The sequence below is a fragment of the Ruegeria sp. CDSB029 genome, assembly GCF_059611125.1.
Genome location: NZ_JBXWOX010000051.1, coordinates 1 through 4,803, shown reverse-complemented (window position 1 = coordinate 4,803; position 4,803 = coordinate 1). Strand labels below are relative to the sequence as shown.

Annotated in this window: 6 protein-coding genes; 1 reads left to right on the top strand and 5 read right to left on the bottom strand. The window is 54.3% G+C overall.

The window, feature by feature from the left end; translation table 11 throughout:
* A partial coding sequence (locus tag AC2FI8_RS24445) for a dienelactone hydrolase family protein (protein ID WP_496781245.1) occupies nucleotides 1-111 on the top strand: 111 nt, incomplete at its 5' end.
* Between the two features lie 539 nt (nucleotides 112-650).
* Here the strand turns inward: AC2FI8_RS24445 and AC2FI8_RS24440 are convergent.
* From AC2FI8_RS24440 to AC2FI8_RS24420, 5 genes are all read right to left on the bottom strand, one after another.
* A complete protein-coding gene (locus AC2FI8_RS24440) occupies nucleotides 651-1,592 on the bottom strand; it encodes a YHYH protein (protein WP_496781244.1) in 942 nt (313 codons plus the stop codon).
* A 77-nt stretch (nucleotides 1,593-1,669) separates the two neighbouring features.
* Nucleotides 1,670-2,608 (bottom strand): 3,5-dioxohexanoate:acetyl-CoA acetone transferase, encoded by a 939-nt coding sequence (gene kce / locus AC2FI8_RS24435; protein WP_496781243.1) that lies wholly within the window; start codon nucleotides 2,606-2,608, stop codon nucleotides 1,670-1,672.
* 4 nt (nucleotides 2,609-2,612) lie between these two features.
* A complete protein-coding gene (locus tag AC2FI8_RS24430; protein WP_496781242.1) occupies nucleotides 2,613-3,641 on the bottom strand; it encodes a branched-chain amino acid ABC transporter permease in 1,029 nt (342 codons plus the stop codon).
* Complete coding sequence (locus tag AC2FI8_RS24425; protein ID WP_496781241.1) at nucleotides 3,638-4,501, bottom strand: branched-chain amino acid ABC transporter permease; 864 nt, start codon at nucleotides 4,499-4,501, stop codon at nucleotides 3,638-3,640. The genes AC2FI8_RS24430 and AC2FI8_RS24425 overlap by 4 nt, the downstream gene beginning before the upstream one ends.
* 1 nt (nucleotide 4,502) lies before the next feature.
* Nucleotides 4,503-4,655 (bottom strand): hypothetical protein, encoded by a 153-nt coding sequence (locus AC2FI8_RS24420; protein ID WP_496781240.1) that lies wholly within the window; start codon nucleotides 4,653-4,655, stop codon nucleotides 4,503-4,505.
* Nucleotides 4,656-4,803 lie beyond the last annotated feature (148 nt).

Sequence of the window (4,803 nt, the reverse complement as noted above, 5' to 3'; positions counted from 1 at the left end):
GAAAATGCCAACCACGGTTTTCATAACGACAGCACGCCTCGTTATGACGAGGAAATGGCAAACCTAGCCTGGGACCGCACCATTGATTGGTTCAACAAATATCTGCAGTAACTACAGCGCACGGCGAAGCGAGCCTTGTGATTTTGTCGCTTCGTCGCAACGCACAGTTTACCGGGGCCAAGTCATTTGAAGCCCCAGTATTCTATCTCTTATGATCAGAGAAGCTGAAAGGAACGCTTGGCTAAAGGCTTGGGTGCAAAAAAGACATCATCGTTATCAGAAGCCTTCATTGGCGGGGTACAAGACCACTGGCTGTTTACTGAACAACACCGAAACACGAGCGTCCTGTGGGAGTTATGTGAAGTGTTCTCTGATTGAGTGGTCAGCTTGTCAGTATATAGCCAGCACAATCACCTAGCCCTGCCTGAATTCATCCTTTGACCATGCTTGCAAAGAACACCTGACATAAGCGCCAAGGCGGCAGTCGCAAATTAAATGAACCACTGTGACCGCTTTAAACAGATGGCAAACCCAATAAGATCAGAATTGCGAGCAATTCGGCCGTATTGCTAGTATCGCGGGGGAAACACCAGGTGTCTGGATAAATCCAGGATAGGCCGAAACTGCGCCTCAGAAATAAGGACTAACGATCACCTTTTGTCGAATGAGCTGTCAGGCTCTCCGACCAAACAGTTGAGCACCCACGGGTAGCTTGTGGTGACATAGTACCCGTACTGGCCATCAACGGTCATGCCATTGCACTCATCCAGATCGCCCGTCCCGGTAAACTCGTAGTCGTCGATATACGTCCTGTCCGGAGTACCACCCGGCCCGGTAGGCGGCGCAGGCCGAGGCGTGGTTTTGAGTTGGTAGCCGGAAATCGCAGGTCTTATAGTACCATCGCTGTCTTTGAATATCGTACCATAGATCGGGAATCCGTCAGCCGCGAAGCCGATAACTGGTGACGGCTTATCAAGGTCGTGATCCCGAAACAGCGCATTTGGATTGGAATGATAGTGATACCTGCCGTCTGGCTGGGCATGGGCATTGTGGAGATCTACGCCAAAATACTGATCGTAAGACGGCGGGTCGAGCAACCAGGGATCAGTATCCCGACACCCTGCCAGAACGTTGCCATTCTTGTCTGCACGTGGGCCGCTTGGGCGATAACACCCGGCCGAGAGCAAATCGACCGGCACGCCATTCAACAAAATGGCATCATAACTCCGTTGCGACAGCGCGGTTTGGTTGCGGGCCTTTTCCGGATTTCTGGGAATCCGAAATGTGCCTGACAATTCCCGCACATCGTTGGCGAAGTTGGCTGTAGGCCCATTGAAATCATGGTTAGGAATGCCATTGGTCTTGAGAGTGCAGTGCTGACTATCAGACGAGATTTCGATTTCGGAGTTAAAACGTTGCTGGCGGGTGACGTCTTCCACTGAAGCGGAATACACTCCCGCATAGTCCGCACAGTCGGCAGACCGGTTGCTGAGCAAAAGATCGGTGATGTCCTGAGCTGCGTTCTGCGCAGGAGCCTGAACGGCCGTAAATCCTGTCAGAAGCGCGCTGAAGGTCAAGATCTTCACTCGCATGGCGCAATCTCCCCGGTGTTTCGAAATTTTCAAACAAACAAATCGCTCGATATGAGTTGATGCCTGTCACCCTAGCCTCAGAATGCGACGCGGTCTCCTCCTTTCAAATCCAGAATTTCTCTCGCTTGGTCGGGAGTTGCGACCTGACTGCCCAAATCTTCTACAATACGTCGAATTTTGGCGACTTGCTGAGCGTTGCTTTCGGCCAGTTTTCCACGAGAGATGAACAGGCTGTCTTCAAGACCTACGCGAATGTTGCCGCCCATCTGGCTTGCCGTCGTGGCAAGGGACATCTGTGCTCCACCTGCGCCCAAGACCGACCACCGATAGTCGTCACCGAACAGCCTGTCGGCAGTACGTTTCATGAAGATCAGATTGTCAACTTCGGGTCCAATGCCGCCGAGGATGCCAAAGATGAACTGGATGAAAATGGGTGCCTTGAACAGTCCAATATCCATGCAGAATTTCAGGTTGTACAAGTGCCCGACATCATAGCATTCGTGTTCGAACTTGATGTCATGAGGCGCAAGCGTTTCCGCCGCCTCGCGAATGTCCCGGAATGTATTGCGAAAGATGTTCTGATCGGAGTTCGCGACATAGTCCTTCTCCCAATCAAATTCCCAATCGTCATCGCCATATCGGTTGGCCAATGGATGAAACGAGAAGTTCATCGAACCCATATTCATCGAGCACATTTCGGGGCTGAAAGTTTTGGCCGGGTTAATCCGGTCCTGAATGGATAGTGTCAGCGATCCACCGGTCGATAGATTCACAACTGCGTCGGTAGCCTGTTTGATGCGCGGCAGGAAAGGCGCAAAATCATTCGGGTCAACCGATGGAGAACCGTCCTTAGGGTCGCGCGCATGCAGGTGCAGGATCGACGCTCCGGCCTCGGCGGCGTCGATCGCCTGCCGCGCGATGTCATCATAGGTGTACGGAAGTGCATCCGACATCGTTGGTGTGTGGATCGCTCCTGTTACAGCACATGTAATGATGGTCTTTTTCTGACGGGCCATGAGTTCAGTTTTCCTTGGATTGTCCGATGTGCTTTACGCGATAGCCCAGCGGGAATAGTTGCAGGTCATAACGGCTACGGATCACGCCCCAGATGCCTTTCGGCGCCTTGAGCATGACGACAATCGCAACCACTCCGAGAACGATGAGGTACGTTGTCCCAAGGTCGGCCAGCGTTTCGCGCAGCGCAAAGAAGACGAGTGTGCCGATGATCGGTCCTTCGACGGTACCGATGCCGCCGATTACGACGATGAAGATGACGAAGGCGGTCCAGTCGTTGACGCTGAACGCCGCATCCGGCGAAATGCGCAACTTTTGCAAGAAGATCAGCGCGCCGATCATCGCCGTGAACGCCGACGTGACGACGTAAACAATGAACTTCGTGCGCCAGATATCGATGCCGAGGCTACCGGCTGCCAGCTCGTTGTCGCGAATTGCCGTCAATGCCAAACCTTGGCGAGACCGCAAGAAGAGATACACCGCAGTCACCACCAGCACAGCAGCTCCGAGCGCCAGCCAATAACTGAGCGCTTCTCGCATCGCGCGCCCGGACGCCAGAGATTTGACGATGGCAACGGGCAGCGAAGATCCTGATCCCCCACCAAGCGCTGAGATTTGCGCGAAGCTCAGCCGAAAGACCTCTGCGATGACCCAGGTGCCAATGGCAAAATATGCGCCCCGAAGCCTGAAGATCAGAACAGCCACCGGAATCGAGATCAAAGCCCCCAACACGCCTGCGGCTGCAATAGCAACCAATGGGTTCAGCCCACCCAGCATCGTAAGTGCAAAGAGCATATAGCCGCCAAAGCCCACATAGGCTTGCTGACCAACAGAGACGAGACCGGCATAACCCGCCATGAGGTTCCAAAGAGTGGCGAGGGACAGGTAGAGAAACAGCTCGCCCATCAGGCGCATGTCAGCCCGGCCTGCCCACCAGGGCGCTGCAATCAAAACAAGCACAGCAATAGCGGTCAGGATCGCAGCAACTCGCGCTGCCTTTGATGATCGAGATGCGGAATAATCTTGCAGATTCATCCAGAAACCCTCGGGAAGAGGCCGTTCGGACGAACGGCAAGAATGACAAGGAACGCGATATGTCCGGCAAGCACTTGCCAGCCCGGATCAATCTTGGCTCCGATGGTTTGCGCGACGCCAAGGATAACGCCGCCAATTAATGTACCCCAAAGGTTGCCAAGCCCACCGATGATAACGGCCTCAAAGCCAAAGATCAGGCGACCGCCACCAATCGAAGGATCAAAGCTTGTTCGAATACCAAGCAGAATACCGGCGATCGCTGTCACACCGAGGGCCAGCGCCATGGCCAAGCCAAAGATGTGCCGACGATTGAGACCCATGAGCTGGGCGATGTCTTGATTGTCCGAAACGGCCCGGAATGCACGTCCCAAAGCTGTATGATAGAAGGTCCATTGCAGCCCCCAGATCACCGCGATCGCAATCCCGAAGGTTAGTAGCGGTAGTATCCCGAGGGTCACACCACCTACTGCAACGCTGGCTGTTTCCAGTGCACCAGCGTTCAACGTTTGCGGGTCGGCCGTGTAGACCTCCAGCAATCCGTTCTGGATAATTACACTCAGCCCGAATGTCACAAGCAGCGGTGGAAGAATATCGTCGCCCAGAGTTTGGTTAAGCAGACCGCGTTGAAGGGCATACCCGATCAACGCCATGGCGGGAACGACAATCACCAACGCGGCAATCGGGTGCATCCCTGTCGCGGTCGTTACGGTCAGCCCGAGATAAGCGGCCAGCACGATCAAATCGCCATGGGCGATATTGACGAGCCGCATGACCCCAAAGATCAACGACAGACCCGCGGCAAACAGCGCGTATAACCCACCCAGCAGTGTTCCCTGCACGATAGCGTTCAGCCATTCCATATTATTCGATCCCGAAATACGCGCGTGAAATGTCTTCACGCGATACGGTGTCAGACGTGCTTTCCAGCGAAACGCGCCCCTCCTGCAGGCAGTAGACCCGGCTCGAGACCGACAGTGCCTTCGTTATGTCCTGCTCGACGATGATCGCACTCATGCCCTCACCGATAATGCCGGGCAAAGCGTCGTAGATGTCTTTGATGATGATCGGCGCGAGCCCGAGGCTGATTGTCCGTCTTCAGAGTTTTTCGGAGAGCTGAGGCGTTTTCGTAACGGAGGCTCTGGTTCGATTTCTGTTTGAGTTT

Bases quoted from the DNA above. Each gene is read 5' to 3' on its own strand.
- AC2FI8_RS24440 (WP_496781244.1), bottom strand. From the start codon at position 1,592: ATGCGAGTGAAGATCTTGACCTTCAGCGCGCTTCTGACAGGATTTACG.
- kce (WP_496781243.1), bottom strand. From the start codon at position 2,608: ATGGCCCGTCAGAAAAAGACCATCATTACATGTGCTGTAACAGGAGCG.
- AC2FI8_RS24430 (WP_496781242.1), bottom strand. From the start codon at position 3,641: ATGAATCTGCAAGATTATTCCGCATCTCGATCATCAAAGGCAGCGCGA.
- AC2FI8_RS24425 (WP_496781241.1), bottom strand. From the start codon at position 4,501: ATGGAATGGCTGAACGCTATCGTGCAGGGAACACTGCTGGGTGGGTTA.
- AC2FI8_RS24420 (WP_496781240.1), bottom strand. From the start codon at position 4,655: ATGAGTGCGATCATCGTCGAGCAGGACATAACGAAGGCACTGTCGGTC.